Genomic DNA, 19,406 nt, shown 5'->3' with positions numbered 1-19,406 from the left:
AGATAATCCATAAACTTCATCTTTACTTTTTTATTAACTCTCTCTTTACTTTTTTTATTAACTCTCTTTACTTTTTTTATTAACTCTCTTTACTTTTTTTATTAACAGATTAAACATTATTCTGTTTTTTTAATAGATTCATATCGATTTTTTAAACAAATCACTTATAAATGATTTATCGATTACGAATATTTATCATAACGTGGCAAAATAAATATCCTTTCTTTTTTTATCTTAAAACTCAATTTAATCAAAGATTAATTTAAAAATTATGTACGATAGTAGATAAAAATGAATAAGTTTAATTAATAAAAAGCATATATTAAATATCAATCTGGGTAATTTTTGAAAAATAATTATAAGGTAAAAAGGGACGATTAAAATGACTGAGGTAAAAGCGGGAGTAGAATATAAGATTAATATAGATGGAAATTCTTTTCTATTGGATCAAAAGAAATTCAATCTGTTGGTTTATATAAATGAAAGCGAATCAATTACAGATGCTGCTAAGCGTTCTAAAATTTCCTACAGAACTGCTTTAAACTATATCGACAAGATAGAATCAACATTGGACATAGCTATTGTAAACACTAAAAAAGGAGGAAGCGGTGGTGGAGGCAGCACCACTCTTACCGAAGAGGGCTTGCAGATTCTAAAGGAATGCAAAAAGATCAATGCAATCATGGAACTTCACAGCGAAACAAATGAGATTGAAGCGGAGATTCTTGAAGTTGACAAAACAAAAGGAGTTATGAAAATTCAAATGAATGAATTGGTCATAACTATCCCATTGAAAAAGGAATATAAAGTTGGAGATAAGATTCTCGCTTTAATAAGCTATGACAATATCTTCATTATGTTGGAGCCTCAAGCATCCAGCATCAGAAACATCTTCAAGGGAAAAGTCACTGAAATGAGACTTCAAGATGAGATGGTTCGTGTAAGAATTGACATTGGTGGAGTGGACATCTTCTCAGACATCACCTTATCTGCTGGTAAGGACCTTGATTTAAGTTTGGGAAAAGAAGTTTACATTGGATTTAAGGCATTGTCAATAGCTACCTTAAAATTATAATTCATTTTAATGAAAAATATTTTTAAGGATTTAGCATAGTTTTATATAGATTAAATAAAATAAGATTATTTACAGATTTATTCATGGTGATATTATTTTAAAGATTATAGTTGATGAGGACAAATGCACTGCATGCGGAAATTGTAAAGAGATTTGTCCTAAAGGAGGATATATTTGGACTATTGATACTGTTGCACATGTATCAAACCTGGATTATTGTCATGTTTGTACATTATGTGCAATGAAATGCGGTCCAGATGCAATTAAAATTATGAGAAATGCACCAGACGAGTAAATAATTAATCGTTATTTTAATTTAAATATAGTTTAAAATTTTAGCATAAATTGTTTACTATGTTTACTATATGATACTTAAGAATTAATCAGTGAGTGATTCAATGACTAGAATAGCTAAAGTTTCAAGAAAGACATCTGAAACAGATATTGAAATAGAATTAAATATTGATGGAACTGGAAAATATGATATTGACACCGGCGTCAATTTCTTCAACCACATGTTGGAATCCTTTTCCAAACACAGCTTTATGGATTTAAAGATAAAGGCAATTGGTGATATTGAAATCGATGATCACCACACTGTAGAAGATGTTGGCATATTGTTAGGTGAAGCTTTCACAGAAGCGATTGGCGACAAGAAAGGAATCAGAAGAATGGGTCACGCTATTGTACCTATGGATGATTCAGTTGCAACTGTTGCAATAGACATCAGCGGCCGCAGCTACTGCAATATGGGCTTGGATTTCAAGCATGACAAGATTGGTGACTTAAGCAGTGATGTTGTAGTTCACTTCTTTGAATCCTTCGCTTCCAGTGGTAAGATCAATGTCTATGGAACCTGTAAAGGTGCAAATGATCACCACAAGGCAGAAGCTCTTTTCAAGGCATTTGCAAAATCATTGTATGATGGCTGTAAAATTGAGCATGATGAAATTTTAAGTACAAAAGGCGTTCTTTAAGTTAAAACTTATAGAACCTTATTCTTTCTTTTTTTTAATTATTTATTATCACTTATAAATTATTTTTAAATTATTTATAATTATTTACAAATTTTTACAATTATTTTTTTAAACTGTTTTAACTTTTTTTTAATAAAAACTCAAAAACAATATGTTAGTATTTTAACGAATTAAATATTCCGGCAGGAAATTTTAAAATTGAGTTAAAATAAAAGAAAAAAAGTAAATTTTGATTTTGATTTGAGATTTGATTTTTTGATTTGATTTGAATTTGTTTTAAAAAAGAAAAAAGAAAAATAAGTAGCTAAAGAGCTACTTAAATCCTCGACACTTATTCTGGTTTGCTGATTAAATCAACTTTGCAACCAACGTTACCTTCTTTCATGTGAGGGGTTCTTAATACAGTGTCGTTGGATTTTTCAATTTCTCTTGCTTCATCTGCTAATGCAGCTGCACATGCAGCCATTTCATGAGCAGCAGCTACTAAAGGAATGAAGTTTTCGAAACCTTTGGTCATGAAACAACCTTTCATGTCTAAACCTGCTACAGCGCCAGCCATTTCGTATGCAGCAATAGCTTTTGCTTTTGCGTATGGGTTTTGGAATTTAGCAGCTTCTACAGCTTTTTCAGCAGTTACAATGAGTTTAGGTAATTCGATTTCGTTACCTGCTTCAACAGCTTCGATTACACCGTCAATGGTTTTTTGTACTAATCTTAAAGCACCGGTTTCTGCTAATACCTTAATGATGTCAGCGTTGAAAATAGCCATTTCAGTTGGGTCTAACCATTCTCTTTTTGCACCGATCATTGGGTCTGCCATTACAATAATGTAACCTAAACCTTGTTCGTCCATTTCATCTTTCTTACCTTTACCAGGAGCGTCACCGATGATAATAGCAGGAATATCTTCTGCAGATAATAATTCTCTTGCTCTAGCTGGACCAGGTGCTGCTGGGTTTGGGCTAATGAAAATACAGAAGTCAGGGTCGAATTGTTTGAATTTAGGTACAACGTCTTCGACTTGTTCAGGGTTCATTTTTGCTCCAGATCCAAATACTCTTACGTCGATGTTTGGTCTGTCTGCTCTTTCGTCTAATAATAAATCTAATATTGGTGAAGTACCAATATTACCACTTCTTAATATAGCGATTTTAACTACCATAATATCACAAGTATATTTATATTATTTACTTATTATAAAGTTAATGTAAAAAATCAAAACAAAACATTTATATAATAGAATATGAGTTTTGTGAATTTACTGAAAAATCAATGAAAAATAAAGGGCAAATAAGGATTATTTTTAAGAAAAAAGAATGATTAAGGATTTTAAAGAAATTGAAAGATTTAAGTGAAAATCTAAAAGAATTTAGGTTAAAATTTTATGAAAAAATTGATTATTTCTCTAAGTAATTATCTAGCTTGTATCCGAAAGCCTTATTGTAAAACTGAATGATGAAACCAACTGTAATAGCTGAAAAAATGGTTCCTTCACGAACCCCCTCAAGGTGGCCTATGAATACCAATGCCAAAATGACACCTATGCTTACAACTGTAACATCGAAAAATGGCTTGACCTTACCCCAATCCTTGTTAAGCACTTCACCTATTGCCACTACAGCACCGTCTCCAGGGAGCATTGTAATGTCTGACTTTACTTCAATGACAAGCCCGAATGCAAGAACAAGACAGCTTACTATAAGCAAGATCCATTGACTTATATACATTGTTGGATTGATGAAATCAATAAAACTTAAGTTAAAGTCAATCATATAGCCAAATAGAATGCATACAAGCATTTGGGCTATTTGCGATAGTGTTATTTTTCTTAAAAGAACCATTTGGAATATGACAAGCAACGCATTGAAAACTATGGTGAATTCTCCTACAGTCCAAGGAAAAGCAACAGCTAGAACAGCAGGAATGCATGATATAGGAGGAGTGCCTAAAGTGGACTTAAGGGATAATGCAATGCCTAAAGACATTATAGTCACCCCGAGAATAAGTAAAATGTATCTGATGATTAATTTTTTATCCATTCTAAAACCTTTCCTATCAATTGAAAAAAAATAGTATTCCATTTTAAATTTAAAGGGATTATGATATTTAAAATTTTTTGATGAGGAGTTTAAGTATTGATTTGGTTTTGATTTTTAAAATATTTAAATGATAAGAGATAAAAAATAATTAAAAACAGACTAAAGTTTTTAGGTGAATGAGTTGAAAAAAGTTAAGATTACAGTCATGAAGAAAGTAAGGCATGATGACTTGATTGAAAAGTATGAAAATCCATTGGAACATGAATGCGATGTTGAATGTGGAGATGTCTTCATAGCTAATGGTTGGGAAAAGCCAGAAGATTTCTGCCCTAGTGCATGGGAAGTATTATCCCCATTTGTAATGGCTTTGGCTAATGGAGCAGAAGACCTTTACGATGGTTGGATGAAGAATAAGAAATCAGCAATGATCTCATGCAACGATGGATTCCGTCCTGTAAGTTTTTTGATTGAAACCATGGATGAGGATGCTGATTAAAAAAAGAAATTGAAAAATAAAAAAATTAGAAGAAAAGTGAAAGATAAAATCATCTGTATACTTTTCTACTGTTCCAAATTTGCTTAGTGGATTTAAATCCGCTTCTTTTGAATGATTTTTCATCAAAATCATTTATCAAATCCACTACCCTTTCAATAGCTATCTCACTATTTTTTACAAGATCTGATTCCTTTTGGTCTGGTAGATTCTCAAATGCCTCAGAAATTTCTTCTATTTTTACGATTGGTATGTTAAGTTCCTTAGCCAAATCCACACTTCCATGAGTTTTATGGAATCCTTCTATTTTTAATGATGGAATATTGAATACTCCTGCTTCAATGGTCATTCCCATACCTGCAGCATATATCAAATGTGATGCCGCATTCATGAAGCTTAACATATCAACATATTGAGGCAAAACCTTGATGTTTGGTGACAAGACCAATTCCTTAACCATATTCCTATCAAATCTGTAAGGTGCAATCAAGGCTTTTAGATTAAGCTCTTCAACAGCCCTAATCAATGGCTCAATATCATCATCCTTCAAATCTCCACCAAGAACAACAAGGACAAATTCCTTCATCCCATATTCTCCGTAGATTTCATCCTTATCGATTAAATTGTTTTCTTTTATATAGTCATCAACATATTTCGCCATAGGATAACCGTTGATATTGACAACATTATTAAGCTTATAGTTCTTCTCCAGATACTCCTCATATCCCTTGGAAGGAACTGTTACAAGATTCGCTTGTGAAATGACTTCAATAGGATTGTAGATATCCTGCTCAATATGCAAAACCGGAATTTGCAAGATAATTGCAGCTACAATGGCTTTTCTAACATCCCCTGCATTCCCTGCAGTGATCAATAAACCAATGCCCCCTCCCTTAAGTGCATTGAATGCCTTTAGGATATCCTTTGAAATGAGATATGCCAATTTTCCAAGAGAATTCTTTTTCCCTCTTCTGCCTTCTCCAATAGAATATGTTTCATCACAATAAGGTTCAAGGAAATCCCTTGAAGATTCTCCATGATAAAGCCCGATTATCTTATTGATCTTGAAGCTTAATTCACCTTCATTCTCCATCTCCCTTAACTTTTCAATGATTGGAATGATTGTTTTGGATGGAGTGATCTCTCCTGCAATAGCTATATTTTTAGATTTCATGATTTGCACCCCTTAGGAAATGGATGATGAGGAAAATGCCAATCAAATAGAATAGCCATACAACAATATCAGTTGGGCCTGTCTCTATCCAGATGATTGTTTGTGCAAGCAAAATTCCGTAAAATGCTGTAAAGATCTCTTTCTTGTAATTCTGTATGCTGTGTAATGTCTTTAGGATAAGGCCTAATAAAAACATTTGCAGAATCATTCCCACAATACCAAAATCAAGCAATGCAGGGCCGAAAATTGTAGATGTTATGGAATGAACCTGTCCTAATGTAGCCTGGCCAACCAAAACTCTTGCATCTGAATGTGTAAAGAATCCTGTCAATGTTGTGTAGAATAGATTGCCCATAGTGGCACATTGATTCTCGATGGCTTTTGAGAGTATATTCAATGTAAATGCTGCCCTATAAGACACCAATTCAATTGGATTTAAAGACCAGTGCTGCCAGGTGATGGCTTGAACTGCAATGAATCCAACTGCCAAAAGCACCACTGCAATAGCTAAGATAGCTAAAATAATGTATTTCACATCAATATCCCTTGTATAGTACAAGGTTATGAGTGCAGATAGCATGATTGCAATAGGAGTGGTCCTATATCCAGTTAGGGCAAACAAGACCAAGCCGATGAGCAATAATAGATAATGTGATTTTCTATTGTATTTTGCAAGCAGAACATTTATGGATGGCAGGAAAATAATGTAGGATACAAGCCAAATTTTTGTTGCAGCCTTCGCCTTTAATGTAGCAGAGAAAAGTGGTATGCCACCTAATAAAGCGATGTTTATAACCTGCAGCAAAATGCCTAATAAAACCAGTGCTACAATAATCAATTCATTTTTTGAATATGAATCAAATAATGATAATTTCTCAGTGCTGAAAATTTTTTTAGGGGTTGAATCCACATCGATTTTAAAGCTTTTACTTAAGATGTAGTTAGATGCAAAAGCGCTAAAAATAAAGAACAAGAGCCCTAATCCAATATAAAGATACAAATCTAAATTGGGAGAAGGCAATTCCTGGTAGAAATACCACATAGGCATAGCTATGATGAGGAACAATATTGCCATCACTACAACTATCAGTGGATTGAATAGATCAAAATTTCCGTTTTTAAAATTAAAGTTCATAAAAACCCCTTATATAAGCGTTATTTTAGAGTTTGTTGAAACTATTATATAAGTTTATTAAATGGGAAATTAATTAAGAAATTTTTAAATCAAGCTTAAGGATTTTGAATGTCATTGAAATCATCTTACTCAAAAAAAATTGGAAAAATTTTTCCATTGAACAGGAAAAAAGTGTATCGAAAAATATTTTGTGAAAATAAAAAGTATACAAGATATTGAAAAAAAGATGTTTTTTTTAGAAAATAATTTTAAAACTATAAAACAAATGTTCCAATAGATAAAAAAATCGCCAAGTAATACAAAAATCATGAAATTTTGATAAGGATCTTGAAAAAAATTGAAAAATTTATGAAAATTTCGTGATAATATCATTTTTGAGTGGAAAAAATCCTCAAAATAGATGTTATTACAAAAGATTTGAAATGATGATGAAAATAAATTAACATGATTATGTTTTGATAATGACATTTGAAAAATATTTGAAAAATTGCAAAAAAATTTACACTTGAAACTTACGTCAAGGAATTTCTGGCCCTAAAATTGGCAAAAAATGATAATAACAGGTTAACTCATTATACAGTTGAAATTTATGTCTAAGAGTTACAATGAAAATATGTGAAAAAATGCAACTCAATAGATCAAAAATGAATATGAATTGAAGATAACATGACATTGAAAAGTAGATGCAATATTTATAATAAAAAGAGAAATAAAAAGAGAATAAAAAAATAATGAAAAGATAATGAAAAAAGAATAATAAAAAGTAATATAAGTTAAAAATAGAAAAAAGTTTGGTCAAGGTTTTTGACGAGTCAAAAAGCTTGAATTAATCATCTTGTTTTTCAGCTTCCAAGACATAAGTTTCCTTTGGCTTGCTGTCAATTTGCAAGTCACTGTCATCAGGTTGTCTGTTTAAGAGACGGTCAATGAAGCTTCTGTTTTTATATCTGTCGATTAAAAGCCTATCAGCAGTTAACAATTGGTCTTTATAAGCGATTTCTTTAAGGCTGTCCTGAAGCTGCTGGTTAACATTATGCAACTCCTTGTCCTTTTCTAAAACAAGTTCATCATGTCTTTTCCTCTCTTCAAGGAGATTTTCCTCAGCCTTTTGCATCGCTAAATCTGACTTAGCCCTTTCAAGCCTAATCTCTTCATTAGCCTGTTTGATAAGCTGATCTTTTTCATCAATAATTTCATAGCATTTTGCAATGGCAGATTTGTTTTCTTCAACCAGGTCCATGATTTCCTTATTCTTATCTGAAATCTCCTGATTCCTTTGTTCTATAATTTCATTTATGGAAGAATCCGCTTCACTGCGTGATTGCTTCAAGTCTGAAATGGTATTTTTATTATCGTCAATTTTTGCTTTAAGATCATCGATCTCATTTAGGTAAGATTCATATTCACTTATCCTAAGAATCATTACTTTCTCCCCACCTTCAAAATTATCTTTTTTTGATAGGTCGATACGATAAGTGAAACTGTTTCCTCTCTTATATTGTTTGACTTCCTTTTCTAACATAAAATACCTTCGTATTGAAAAAATTGATATTATCAAAGAAATTTTTTTTAAATTGATAATATAATCATAAAATAAAAAATTATCAACATTATTATATATGTTAGCTCATTGCATATAAACTTAATTTAAAAAACTATAAAAAAAATAAATTTGTAACTCAAAAAATTGAAAAAAATTATAAAAAAATGATGAGGAGTCATAATGATATTACATCAATAGTTTAGCTGTGATAATTTGAGTTATCACTTTTTTGAGAAAATCTGAAAATTTGAAAAAAGGTGAAAAAAATAGCGGGTGCCATTTCAAGTGTAAAATTTGAGTTACAAAATGTGAAATGAAATTTTCAAAAAATCTGCAGAAACCCAAATGATATTATCATGAAGATTTATTGAAAAAATTGAAGATCCCAGCCATAATTTAAAAATTTAGAAAAAGTAGTAAAAAATACTGAATCCATATACATAAATGTACAAAAATATAGCATGTAATAACATTGAGTTAACGTTGTATCTACAAAAAGTTACAAAAGGCATTGAAAAAATTGATATAAAAAATAGTTTAAAATAATTATTTTAAAAAAATAAAGATTAATTATAGTTATTTAAAAAAATAGCTAAAAAAACTCAAGTTTCAAAATAAAATAATAAATTTAAATAGATTTTCAAATTTGAAAATTGAAAAGGAAAAAATCCTCATTGATCATAAAGTAATACTTTTTTATGAGAAAAATTTTATGAAAAATTCAAAAATTTTGTATATTGTAAAAAAATTTAAGAAAAAATCGTATACATTATACTAAAATAAATTTTAAAAAAAGTTCATGGAAATAAAAAATAGAAATAGAAATAATAATATTAAAAAGTTAAAGAAAAAATAAAATTTCAGTCCAACTCTGCTATGTTCTTAGTGAAATTATATGCAAAGTTAGGACATGAACAAGCGTGAATGTGAATGTAATTGGCTAAAGTGTTTCCAATGCTGACTCCATCCATATTATTCAATACACCTCTTCCTCTGAGTACATCAAAAACAAGCTCATCAGTTCTGTCAATGTTGAGTTTGGTGTAATGGAATTCATGTGCACGGAAAATATCTCCTTTTTCAGATATGAGATTATCCTTATTTGATCTTGCTACAACATAATTCAATCCTTGAACTCTAGGAGTCATTTCTGCACTGTATGGGATTGCATTAACCATTCCTAAGCCGTCAATAGACTCTGATAAATAAATCAATCCACCGCATTCACCATATATTGGCCTATGTTCCTTATGGAACTTATTGATGGATTTTAGCATGGATTCATTCTCAGACAATTCCTTCTTGAACACTTCAGGGTAGCCTCCACCAATGTAAAGGGCATCAACATCTGGAATTTCCTCATCCTTATATGGGCTGAATGGAACTATCTTAGCCCCATTTTCCTCAAGGGATTCCAATGTTTCCTTATAATAGAAAGTGAAGATTTCATCAATAGCTACACCAATCTTAATAGGTGCATTATTGCCTGTTTTCCACAGCTCTCCAGGTTTGGAGCCATTGGTGACCTCAAGATTAATGGCCTCATTATGCTCCCTATTGAATTCATCCTCATGAATGGATAAATCTACACGATGGCCTTGATTATAATCATCTTCCATAGATTCAATGGACTTATTCATATTGTCTTTTACAGCAGATTTGCTGGATGTTTTCATAATATCCTTTAGAGCATCCAGGTCTATATATTCCTCAGCAATATGCCCCCAAAGTTCAATATTCCTATTGATCTTTTCCTTTTCAAGAGCTGGAACCAAACCAAGATGCCTTTCTTCCACTGCAATCTCTTCATTTCTTGGAATGCCTCCTATGACTGGAACATTTGCTAACTTTTCAACAGACTCCTTTGCCTTTAGGAAATGCCTTTGGCCTTTGACCTTATTCAAGATAACTCCTTCTATACGTACATCAGGGTCAAGAGCCTTGAATCCTAACACAACAGCAGCCGCACTTTTCACCAAGCTTCTTGAATCCATAAGAAGTACTACAGGAGCATCTAAAGCCTTTGCAATTGAGGCAGTGTTACCTATATCACTGATAGGACTGATACCTTCATATAGGCCTCTTACACCTTCAATAATTCCCATATTGGACTTGGATATCTTGAGTGCCCTTTCAAATGAATTGATTATTTGAAACTCATCCATGAAAAATGAATCCAAGTTCCTTGATACATTGCCTGTAGCAATTGTATGGTAAGAAGGGTCAATAAAATCAGGGCCAACCTTAAATGGTTGAACATTTTCATCTTGAAGTGCTTTCATGATTCCTGTAGAAATAGTTGTTTTTCCAACAGCACTTCCAGTTCCAGCTAGTACGACTTTCATAATATTAAATTAGCATATATTTTATATATAATTTTCTTATCCCTAGAATGAATTGTTTTAAATCTTAATTGATTTTTGATAAAAATAATAAAAATTAGGGATTTTTTAAAAAAAGTGATAATTAAAAAAAACCGATAAGTTGCATTGTTAAAATTTATTAATATAAATAAAGATAATAATTATAGATATTAATAATCAGAAGATTTATAAAAAAGCATCTTTATAAAAATTATAAAATAGAATAATTTTTTTAATAAAATTTCAGCACTTAAAAATAAAAATAAGAGGGAAATTATGTCTACATTAGAAAAAATGCAGGTTTTGGCAGATAATGCACAATATGATCTGTGCGATTATGTCAGCCATAGCAAGAGCTCACAGGTGAATCTCCCTGGGATTTATCATGCCACTGGACATAATGGATGCAAGATACCCCTCTTTAAGACATTGATGACAAACAAGTGCAAAAACGACTGCAAATATTGCATAAACCAAAGCAAACGCAATTTCACCCGTCTTGAATTAAGTCCTGAAGAGCTTTCAAGAGCATTCCTTCATTACTACAACAACGGTTATGTAAATGGTCTATTTTTAAGTTCCGGAATTGGAGATACAATAGACAACACGATGGAAAAGACCATAGAGACTGCAAGGATACTAAGAAAGGACTATGGATATGATGATTACATACATCTTAAAATCATTCCTGGTGCATCAAAGGATTCCATCAAAAGGGCAATGAGTTTGGCAAATAGGGTAAGCCTAAACATTGAAGCCGCTACAAAAGATGGCCTTAATGAAATCACAAGCACAAAGGATTACAACAAGGATATTCTAAAAAGGCTTGATTGGATGAATGAAATAGCTAGAAAGAATCCAAGCTTTGCAAAATCCGGCCATACCACACAATTGATTGTAGGTGCAAATGATGAAACAGACCTTGAAATCCTTAAAAGAATGGAAAGCCTGTATAAGAAAGTGGACTTGAGACGTAGCTACTTCAGTGCATTTTCACCTGTAGAAGGAACAGAATTTGAGAAAAAGGAATCCTGCAATACAGATAGAACTGCAAAACTCTATCATGCTGATGCCTTGATAAGCGATTATAAGTTTGATGTGAAGGAACTTGTATTTGATGAGAATGACAAATTATCCTTAAAGGAAGATCCGAAGATATTGGCTGCAAGGGAAATGGACATTTTCCCTGTAGAAATTAACTACGCTTCCTATAAAAAACTTATACGAGTGCCAGGAATCGGCCCTAAATCTGCAAGGAAAATTATGGCAATACGCAAAAACAAACCATTCAAGAAACTGGAAGAGCTTCAAAGAATTGGGGTTGTTGTAAAAAGAGCTGAACCATACATTAAATTGGATGGTAACTACCAGTCAGCTTTAGACAATTATTAAGAATACTAAAAATAATAAATACTAAAAAATAAAAAATTAAGAGTATACATTATACTTATTATAGATATTAACTTATTAAATCAAAAAAGGATAGGGAAAAATGAATGCAATAAACATTGATGTTGTGAAGGAAGAATTGAAGATTCCTGATAAGATCAGAATCTTTGATACAACCTTAAGGGATGGGGAACAGGCTCCAGGCATCGCTTTAACAGTAGATGAGAAAATTAAGATAGCTCAAAAGCTGGATGAGCTTGGAGTGGACACCATAGAAATGGGTTTTCCAACTGTATCAGAAGGTGAAAGAAAGGCTGCTAAAAGAATGGTGGAATTAGGATTCAAATCCAATTTATGCGGTCTTGCAAGAGTATTGAAAAAGGATATCGATGCAGTGATCGACTCTGACTTATCATATGCACATTTGTTTATTGGAACTTCCCCACTTCATAGAGACTATAAATTGAAAAAGTCAAAAGAGGAAATATTGAATCAAGCTATTGAAGCGGTTGAATATGCTAAGGACCATGGCCTTACTGTGGAATTTTCAGCAGAAGACGCTACAAGAACAGAACTTAATTACCTAATAGAATTCTACAAAGGTGTTGAAGGTGCAGGAGCAGACATAATAAATGTGCCCGACACTGTAGGAATTCTAGTTCCATCCACTACAAGAGATTTGATAAGGATTTTAAGAAAGAAAATCAATGTTCCGATAAGCCTTCATTTCCACAATGACTTTGGACTTGCAGTATCAAATTCAATCATTGGTATTGAAGAAGGTGCAAATCAGGCTCATTGTACAATTAACGGTATCGGTGAGAGAGCTGGAAACACCTCTCTAGAGGAACTTGTAGTGAGCTTAAAGATTGCTTATGAAGCAAATATCGGTGTGGATACAACTAAACTCTATGACACTTCCAATTTCATAGGATCCATTACAGGTATAAAGATGCCTCCTACAAAACCTATAGTTGGGGAAAATGCATTCGCTCATGAATCAGGCATCCATGTAGATGGAATATTGAAAAACAGTTCCACATATGAACCTATTCCCCCTGAACTTGTAGGTCACAAAAGAAGAATTGCCCTTGGAAAGCATACCGGCCATGCTGGAATAAAGTCCAAATTGGAAGAGTTCAATATAGAGGTAAGTCCTAAGCAATTCGAAAACATTTACAATCAAGTGAAAACACTTGGCGATAAAGGTAAATGCATTACAGATGAGGACTTGAAATCAATTGCAATTACAGAATTGAGTACAAGTGGCAAAGAGTACATCAAGCTACTTGGAATGAGTGTAATGACTGGGGAATCTGTATCTGCAACAGCAACTGTAAGGCTTTCAATTGAAGGAAAAGTCATTGAAACCTCTCAGATTGGAGTGGGTCCAGTTGATGCTGCTATCGGTGCAATCAAGTCACTTGTAAAGGAAACCGTTGACATTAACCTTGAAGAGTACAGACTTGAGGCTGTAAGCGGTGGTACCGATGCATTGGCAGAAACCTTTGTAGTGATTTCAGACAAGGAGGGCCATAGGGCAACAGGAAGAGCTACAAGAGAGGACGTAATCATCTCAAGTGTAGTTGCGGTAATCAACTCAATCAACAGATTATTGGCTATTGAGAAAAATAGCTAAACTTTTTTTTAATTTTAAAAATTTTCTTTTTTTATCACAAAAAATTTTTTTCTAATTCTATCTTTTATTTTTTTTCAAGGATAAAATAATTAAAAAAAATTATTAAATTTTAACTTATATTGTTGCGAGAGCCATGGTCAAAATATTCCTCAAACCTGGGGCTAATCCTAATACAAATACTGTTAATTTTAATAGATTTTTTATAGTTAAGTCATCGAAATATTGATCGATTATGTATAAGACTGCAACGATTACTATAATTTTCATAGGAAATAAAGTAAGATATGTATCGAATAACTGATTTAGAGCATTTGGTAAAACATGCTGTTCTGAATAATTGAAGTATTCTACAGCAACATATGTTGTTGATGCATCGAACAAATGTGCTAGCACAATTGAAAAATTGATTTTATATTTTTTCATTTTTGCAATGAACTTGGAAAGGTCAATCTTATCAATACTGTCAAGAATATTGTTCTTAATATATAAAACTAAAAACACGAGCCCAATAAATATCAAAGATGTGAATATCCATGTCAATATGACATGAATTATTGCTGTAGAATTCACATTTGAGAATGAGATCATATTAGGCAATGAAAAAATTATTCCTATGGAAAACAACGAATACCTGTAATCAATCCCTTTTTTTGTAAATAGGCATATGCAAAATAAGAATGACAGGATTGTTATCAATCCTACAAGAATATAAAGTCCTGGAGTAATTAGAAAAACTGTTTTTGGATAAACTCCATTATCAACTAAAGCGCGAGTGGATGATCCAAGAAAAATAAATGGGATGATTGAATAGAAAATTGATAGCGGGTCAATCTCCAACTTCTTAAACATTTTGATAATTGCCAATATGAATACCACTAAAATCAAGGTATACACCACTGTATTGAAAACAGTGTATCCAGAGAAAAAAGTGCTTTGTATAATGTCTGGAAGAAAAGTGTCTACAGTTGGCATATTATCAACAACACCTCATTGAAAATTTGATAATTTATAATTACTCTTCTCTTTTTGGATATCTTCTAAGGACTTTCTTTACAAAGACTTCCTTAGCTATCAGGAAATTGCTTGTTCTATGACCCATAGCCTTGCATCTTCTATGCTTAATGGCTTTTAGGATACCGTCTACAGAATCGTCCCCCTTGGTGTTGACTTCTGTAAATGCATCTCCAACTGACTTTAGAAAATGAGAGTCACTAGCACCTAAGGTTGCAAGCCTTTTATTGTATGCCAATGTTTCTGCCTGCTTGTTGGAGTATCCGAAAATGTACCTTGCATTTTTTGTTTCCACACCATCGACAACAAGATTCTTGTCAACATTGCAGAAAAGCCCATGCCTATAATATGAAAATGGATGAGGAACAATTGCAAGTCCACCTGCATCATGAATCCTGTCTACAGTCTCTACAGCAGATAGTCCCTTTGGAATGATTTCATCCACACCTAATCCTAAAATATGGCCTTTGTCAGAAGATATTTCTATAGATGGAACTACAATGATATTGCCGCCATAAGACCTTGCAAGTCTTGAACCTTCAATTTCATTATGATCACTGATTGCAATAGCATCTAGCCCTTTCTTTTCAGCTTCTATTAGAATGTCTATTACTTCTGAACGGGAATCACCTGAATAAACACTATGGATATGTGGATCAAATTTCATATTATGCCTCGTTTATTGTATAAAATAAAATTGTTATTAATTAATATTATCAATTGTTATATTAGTATTAATCCATTATAAACTTTTTTTATATATTCCCAAATATCAAGAAAATATCAATGATAATATCGATGAAAAATTTCACTGCTACTCAAAATATATTGTAAAAAAAATTTACTGTATATTCAAAAAAGTTGCAAGGAAAAATAAAAAAGTAACTGGGAAATGATGAAATTTTAGAAAAAAAATTACCGAATAAAGGATAAAAGTAACTGAAAAAAATAGAAAAATAAGAAAAAATGCGTGTAAATATATAAGATAAATAAAATTATAATTAATTTATTTAAATTTATTTAAAATTATTAAATCTAATTATATTAATAATTTAATTATATAATTTATAATCTTATTTAATATTTTATTATTTTTTTATTTATTTTTTCTTAGGAATTCCATTGACTTTACAAGGCCAACAGTACCGGTCATCATAACATCTCCACCTGGAGCTGCATGATAATAGTCAAGATCTGTGCCTTCAATCAATGCTCTTTTTGGGCCAGCAACAATTACCTTTTCCAATTTAGATATAGGATTCAATGCAAATGCGCCGTGCCCTCCTTCACTATGGACATCCTCATGCTTGATTGTTCCGTCAGCAAGGGCTAAGACTAGTTCTTCAAGTCTTTGAGAGGTTAAATCTCTTGTGTGGTGCTCGAATACTCCTTGTATTTTACCGTCTTCAATTGATGCTACAGTAGTATGTCCATTGCCTATATCCATAACAACAAAGCTGTTTAGCTTTAGAACTTCCTTATCGTAGCATACTCCAGCGATTGATGCAAACTTGGTATCCATGAGAACCGGCTTGAATTCAGGATTCTCTTTAGCTAATGACTTGATGACGGATTGCATTCTTGTAAAGTATTCAGGAACTTCTTCAGCTTCCATTGCAAATGTTTCCGGCTCCATAGGTTCTGGAAGCTTTTCCTTGATTTTCTCGAATCTGAAGTCTCTATCTCCCATATCATCACTGTATCCATGATCTTGAACAGCTACAATGAGCTCATCCACGCTCAAGTCAAGGTCAAAAGAAGAGAATATGTCAATTAAATGGTTTACATCAACGTCTTTTAATGAAATTTTTGCATAATTGGAATAGGTAGGATCATTTTCATATGCATTATCCTCTGCTATTTCAAATCCATAAGACTTTACTTGATCTATATTGTCACGGATTGTTCTTGCCGCCAAATCTTCAAAAACGACCTTATATCCTTTTTCCATATGTTCAAGACATCTATCCTTGATCTTTCCCCCTCCCATGATGACGCCACCAAAGTAAATGTCACTTTCACATTCTGATATCATCTGGCCAATGGTTAAATGGGGAGACGGAATGACCAATTTCATTGAATTTTCTATCTCTTTTTCACTGTCATACAATAAGATGTCTTCAGTACCGGTTCCTACATCAATAGCTAAAATTTTCATAGTTTTTTATTTATTTTGTAAATATTTAAATTTTTTTGAATTGATGAAAAAATGAATAAAAATCATTAAATTGAAAAATAATGGCTAAATATTTCTTTTTTCTTAAAAATAATGGTAGAAATATAACTTAAAGAGATTAATATTTAAATACTATAATGTACAAATATGTACTACAAAGCTTTATATAGTACATTATACATAATATTAGTACAGAATGATTATGATTCCATTCTTTAAGAATTTTTACAATAGATTATTTAAAAAACAAAAAGTGATATTATGCAATACAGAATTGATTTATCTAATGACGAAGTACCAACCAAATGGTATAATATTAACGCTGATTTACCTGTAGAACTTCCTGCTCCTAAAAACAGTGAAGGAAAAGATCAAATAAGCACATTACCTCAAATATTCGTAAACGAATGTCTTAATCAAGAGTTCGCTACTGACAGATACATTAGTATCCCAAAAGAAGTAAGGGAACTCTACCAAAGATTAGGAAGACCTACTCCTTTAGTTAGAGCAAGAGGATTGGAAGAAAAACTTAATACGCCCGCAAAAATCTATTATAAGCGGGAAGATACATCCCCTACCGGAAGTCACAAGTTAAACAGTGCAATAGCTCAAGCATACTATGCTAAAAAGGAAGGTATTGAAAGAATTACCACAGAAACCGGTGCAGGACAATGGGGTACCGCTTTATCCCTTGCAGCTTCCATGATGGGAATCGATTGTACCGTTTATATGGTAAGGGTTTCATATAATCAAAAGCCTTTCAGAAAAACAATCATGCAATTGTATGACGGAGAGGTTCATGCTTCCCCAAGTGAACATACCGAAGTGGGTAGAAAAGTTCTTGCAGAACATCCAGACACTCCAGGTTCCCTTGGAATAGCTATTTCTGAAGCTGTAGAGGATGCTTTAACCGATGATAAAGTAAAATACACATTAGGAAGTGTATTGAACCACGTTATCTTGCATCAAACTACAATCGGTCAGGAAATTAAATTGCAGCTTGAAAAAGTTGAAGAAGAGCCAGATACAATGATTGCTTGTGTTGGTGGAGGAAGTAACTTCGGTGGATCCTTGTTCCCATTCATAAAGGATAAGATCCAAGGTAATTCCGATACTGAATTCATTGCTGTAGAACCTTCTGCATGTCCTACATTGACTCAAGGGGAATACAGATACGACTTTGGTGATGAAGTTGGATTCACTCCTCTCTTGAAGATGTTTACATTAGGACACAACTTCGTTGCTCCTTCTGTACATGCAGGGGGACTTAGATACCACGGTATGAACACTCAAGTATCCTTGCTTAGAGACTTAGGCTACATCAAACCTGTAGCAGTTCACCAAAGAGATGTGTTTGCAGCAGGTAAAATGTTTGCAATGTGCGAAGGAGTCATTCCAGCACCTGAAACAAACCATGCAATCAAGGCAGCTATTGATGAAGCTAAAAAATGTAAGGAAACTGGTGAAGAGAAAACTATTGTTGTTAACTTCTCTGGCCATGGTTTATTGGACTTCAAAGGTTACGCAAGTTATATGGATGGATCTATGGAAAACTCCAAATAGATTTCCATTCCATTATTTTTTCTTATATTTTTTTGATTTTTACATAGAATACTTATTTTATACAAACAAAAACTCTTGTTATCACTTATAAGTGATAACTTCTCTCTTTTTAATGAATTTTTTCTAATATTTTCTAATATTTTCGTCTATTTTTAGGTATTTTTTCTTATATTTTTCTTATTTTTTATGATAATTTATAATTATAAGTTATAAGTTATAACTAATAACTTATAAAATTATAAGAAATAACTTAAAACTAAAAACTTATAAATGATAAATTATAAAGTAAAAGTAATAAGATATAACTTAAAACTTATATAGTATAACTTATAAATTATAATATATAAGTAATAACTGAGAAGTAATAATTACTAAGTGATAACTAATAAGTGCTAAGAAAAAACTTCTAAGTAATTCATTATAATTTAAAAAATTTAAGAAAAATCACTTTATTTTAAGAAAAAATACTAAGGAGAATTAATATAATGGGAGAAACTATTGCCGTAATGAATCAGAAAGGCGGATGTGGAAAGACTACAACTGTAGTGAATTTGGCAACATCACTTGCTGCTATGGGAAAGGCAGTTCTTGTAGTTGATATGGATCCGCAAGCTAACGCTACAACAAGTTTTGGAATAAATAAAACTGAAATCAAGAAAACTGTATACACAGCTTTAGTAAACGAATGCAGTGTTCAAAAAGCTACTATTCCTACAAAAATCGAAAACCTGTTCATACTTCCAAGCAATATCGACTTAAGCGGTATTGAAGTGGAATTGAGCAAGGAAGCGAATTATCATATAGCTTTAAAGAACTTGCTTGAACCGAT

17 protein-coding genes are annotated in these 19,406 nt (G+C 32.2%); 8 read left to right on the top strand and 9 right to left on the bottom strand.

What is annotated here, in order from left to right; translation table 11 throughout:
* Nucleotides 1-382 precede the first annotated feature (382 nt).
* The 3 genes from VW161_RS07210 (at nucleotide 383) to hisB (ending at nucleotide 2,052) form a co-directional block, all read left to right on the top strand.
* Nucleotides 383-1,075, top strand: coding sequence for a TOBE domain-containing protein (locus VW161_RS07210; protein ID WP_304087150.1), 693 nt, complete (start codon nucleotides 383-385; stop codon nucleotides 1,073-1,075).
* 64 nt (nucleotides 1,076-1,139) lie between these two features.
* Complete coding sequence (locus VW161_RS07205) at nucleotides 1,140-1,370, top strand: 4Fe-4S binding protein (protein ID WP_325192843.1); 231 nt, start codon at nucleotides 1,140-1,142, stop codon at nucleotides 1,368-1,370.
* Nucleotides 1,371-1,473: 103 nt separating this feature from the next.
* On the top strand, nucleotides 1,474-2,052 hold the full coding sequence (gene hisB, locus VW161_RS07200) for an imidazoleglycerol-phosphate dehydratase HisB (protein WP_304087147.1): 579 nt from the start codon (nucleotides 1,474-1,476) through the stop codon (nucleotides 2,050-2,052).
* Nucleotides 2,053-2,383: 331 nt separating this feature from the next.
* Here the strand turns inward: hisB and VW161_RS07195 are convergent, their stop codons facing one another.
* Together VW161_RS07195 and VW161_RS07190 are read right to left on the bottom strand one after the other, a co-directional pair.
* Nucleotides 2,384-3,214 (bottom strand): F420-dependent methylenetetrahydromethanopterin dehydrogenase, encoded by an 831-nt coding sequence (locus tag VW161_RS07195; RefSeq protein ID WP_304087145.1) that lies wholly within the window; start codon nucleotides 3,212-3,214, stop codon nucleotides 2,384-2,386.
* A 235-nt stretch (nucleotides 3,215-3,449) separates the two neighbouring features.
* The gene (locus VW161_RS07190; protein WP_304087142.1) at nucleotides 3,450-4,091 is read right to left on the bottom strand and encodes a YczE/YyaS/YitT family protein; all 642 of its coding nucleotides are present in this window, start codon (nucleotides 4,089-4,091) and stop codon (nucleotides 3,450-3,452) included.
* 181 nt (nucleotides 4,092-4,272) lie between these two features.
* Here VW161_RS07190 and VW161_RS07185 point away from each other — a divergent pair, with 181 nt between their 5' ends.
* A complete protein-coding gene (locus tag VW161_RS07185; RefSeq protein WP_304087140.1) occupies nucleotides 4,273-4,587 on the top strand; it encodes a TIGR04076 family protein in 315 nt (104 codons plus the stop codon).
* A 49-nt stretch (nucleotides 4,588-4,636) separates the two neighbouring features.
* Here the strand turns inward: VW161_RS07185 and VW161_RS07180 are convergent, their stop codons facing one another.
* From VW161_RS07180 to VW161_RS07165, 4 genes are all read right to left on the bottom strand, one after another.
* Nucleotides 4,637-5,758 (bottom strand): hypothetical protein, encoded by a 1,122-nt coding sequence (locus VW161_RS07180; protein ID WP_325192842.1) that lies wholly within the window; start codon nucleotides 5,756-5,758, stop codon nucleotides 4,637-4,639.
* The gene (locus VW161_RS07175) at nucleotides 5,748-6,893 is read right to left on the bottom strand and encodes an oligosaccharide repeat unit polymerase family protein (RefSeq protein ID WP_325192841.1); all 1,146 of its coding nucleotides are present in this window, start codon (nucleotides 6,891-6,893) and stop codon (nucleotides 5,748-5,750) included. Before VW161_RS07175 ends, VW161_RS07180 begins: the two co-directional genes overlap by 11 nt.
* Before the next feature lie 826 nt (nucleotides 6,894-7,719).
* On the bottom strand, nucleotides 7,720-8,415 hold the full coding sequence (locus VW161_RS07170) for a hypothetical protein (RefSeq protein WP_325192840.1): 696 nt from the start codon (nucleotides 8,413-8,415) through the stop codon (nucleotides 7,720-7,722).
* A gap of 881 nt (nucleotides 8,416-9,296) precedes the next feature.
* A complete protein-coding gene (locus VW161_RS07165) occupies nucleotides 9,297-10,781 on the bottom strand; it encodes a cobyrinate a,c-diamide synthase (protein ID WP_304088628.1) in 1,485 nt (494 codons plus the stop codon).
* Between the two features lie 294 nt (nucleotides 10,782-11,075).
* Here VW161_RS07165 and VW161_RS07160 point away from each other — a divergent pair, with 294 nt between their 5' ends.
* Both VW161_RS07160 and VW161_RS07155 read left to right on the top strand, forming a co-directional pair.
* On the top strand, nucleotides 11,076-12,191 hold the full coding sequence (locus VW161_RS07160) for a radical SAM protein (RefSeq protein WP_304088631.1): 1,116 nt from the start codon (nucleotides 11,076-11,078) through the stop codon (nucleotides 12,189-12,191).
* A gap of 109 nt (nucleotides 12,192-12,300) precedes the next feature.
* The gene (locus tag VW161_RS07155) at nucleotides 12,301-13,827 is read left to right on the top strand and encodes a 2-isopropylmalate synthase (protein ID WP_304088646.1); all 1,527 of its coding nucleotides are present in this window, start codon (nucleotides 12,301-12,303) and stop codon (nucleotides 13,825-13,827) included.
* Nucleotides 13,828-13,941: 114 nt separating this feature from the next.
* Here the strand turns inward: VW161_RS07155 and VW161_RS07150 are convergent, their stop codons facing one another.
* The 3 genes from VW161_RS07150 to VW161_RS07140 form a co-directional block, all read right to left on the bottom strand.
* Nucleotides 13,942-14,799, bottom strand: a complete 858-nt coding sequence (locus tag VW161_RS07150; protein ID WP_304088633.1) for a DUF63 family protein — start codon at nucleotides 14,797-14,799, stop codon at nucleotides 13,942-13,944.
* A 40-nt stretch (nucleotides 14,800-14,839) separates the two neighbouring features.
* A complete protein-coding gene (locus tag VW161_RS07145; protein WP_298534235.1) occupies nucleotides 14,840-15,505 on the bottom strand; it encodes a PHP domain-containing protein in 666 nt (221 codons plus the stop codon).
* 429 nt (nucleotides 15,506-15,934) lie between these two features.
* Nucleotides 15,935-16,996 (bottom strand): DUF1786 domain-containing protein, encoded by a 1,062-nt coding sequence (locus tag VW161_RS07140; RefSeq protein WP_325192839.1) that lies wholly within the window; start codon nucleotides 16,994-16,996, stop codon nucleotides 15,935-15,937.
* Between the two features lie 279 nt (nucleotides 16,997-17,275).
* Here VW161_RS07140 and VW161_RS07135 point away from each other — a divergent pair, with 279 nt between their 5' ends.
* Together VW161_RS07135 and VW161_RS07130 are read left to right on the top strand one after the other, a co-directional pair.
* A complete protein-coding gene (locus VW161_RS07135) occupies nucleotides 17,276-18,577 on the top strand; it encodes a TrpB-like pyridoxal phosphate-dependent enzyme (protein WP_304088641.1) in 1,302 nt (433 codons plus the stop codon).
* Between the two features lie 485 nt (nucleotides 18,578-19,062).
* A partial coding sequence (locus tag VW161_RS07130; protein ID WP_304088644.1) for a ParA family protein occupies nucleotides 19,063-19,406 on the top strand: 344 nt, incomplete at its 3' end.

Source organism: Methanobrevibacter ruminantium, from assembly GCF_016294135.1.
GTDB lineage: Archaea > Methanobacteriota > Methanobacteria > Methanobacteriales > Methanobacteriaceae > Methanobrevibacter > Methanobrevibacter ruminantium_A.
This window is presented reverse-complemented; position numbering and strand designations above follow the sequence as displayed.

Coding starts and splice junctions, on each gene's coding strand:
- VW161_RS07170 (WP_325192840.1), bottom strand. CDS start 8,415: ATGTTAGAAAAGGAAGTCAAACAATATAAGAGAGGAAACAGTTTCACT.
- VW161_RS07135 (WP_304088641.1), top strand. CDS start 17,276: ATGCAATACAGAATTGATTTATCTAATGACGAAGTACCAACCAAATGG.
- VW161_RS07140 (WP_325192839.1), bottom strand. CDS start 16,996: ATGAAAATTTTAGCTATTGATGTAGGAACCGGTACTGAAGACATCTTA.
- VW161_RS07180 (WP_325192842.1), bottom strand. CDS start 5,758: ATGAAATCTAAAAATATAGCTATTGCAGGAGAGATCACTCCATCCAAA.
- VW161_RS07175 (WP_325192841.1), bottom strand. CDS start 6,893: ATGAACTTTAATTTTAAAAACGGAAATTTTGATCTATTCAATCCACTG.
- VW161_RS07150 (WP_304088633.1), bottom strand. CDS start 14,799: ATGCCAACTGTAGACACTTTTCTTCCAGACATTATACAAAGCACTTTT.
- VW161_RS07145 (WP_298534235.1), bottom strand. CDS start 15,505: ATGAAATTTGATCCACATATCCATAGTGTTTATTCAGGTGATTCCCGT.
- VW161_RS07190 (WP_304087142.1), bottom strand. CDS start 4,091: ATGGATAAAAAATTAATCATCAGATACATTTTACTTATTCTCGGGGTG.
- VW161_RS07160 (WP_304088631.1), top strand. CDS start 11,076: ATGTCTACATTAGAAAAAATGCAGGTTTTGGCAGATAATGCACAATAT.
- VW161_RS07195 (WP_304087145.1), bottom strand. CDS start 3,214: ATGGTAGTTAAAATCGCTATATTAAGAAGTGGTAATATTGGTACTTCA.
- hisB (WP_304087147.1), top strand. CDS start 1,474: ATGACTAGAATAGCTAAAGTTTCAAGAAAGACATCTGAAACAGATATT.
- VW161_RS07165 (WP_304088628.1), bottom strand. CDS start 10,781: ATGAAAGTCGTACTAGCTGGAACTGGAAGTGCTGTTGGAAAAACAACT.
- VW161_RS07210 (WP_304087150.1), top strand. CDS start 383: ATGACTGAGGTAAAAGCGGGAGTAGAATATAAGATTAATATAGATGGA.